Annotated in this window: 1 protein-coding gene; it reads left to right on the forward strand. The window is 63.4% G+C overall.

What is annotated here, in order from left to right:
- Positions 1-28: 28 nt before the first annotated feature.
- The coding region (locus IG08_RS58700; protein ID WP_199821153.1) for an acyl-CoA dehydrogenase family protein at positions 29-202 on the forward strand (174 nt) is incomplete at its 3' end.

Consider the following 202-nt stretch of genomic DNA (forward strand, 5'->3'; position numbering starts at 1 on the left):
GTTCTGCTGACCCCGAAGGGACTGTGACATGGATTTCGATCTGCCGGAGGAGACCCGGGCTCTGCAGGACATGGTCCGTGAGTTCGCGGCGAAGGAGATTGCCCCGAACGCGGCTGAGTGGTCGGAGACGGAGACCTTCCCGACCCACGTTTTCACCAAGCTCGGTGAGCTGGGGCTGATGGGCATGCTGGTGCCCGAGGAG

The organism is Streptomyces fulvoviolaceus, from assembly GCF_000718165.1.
Classification (GTDB): domain Bacteria; phylum Actinomycetota; class Actinomycetes; order Streptomycetales; family Streptomycetaceae; genus Streptomyces; species Streptomyces fulvoviolaceus.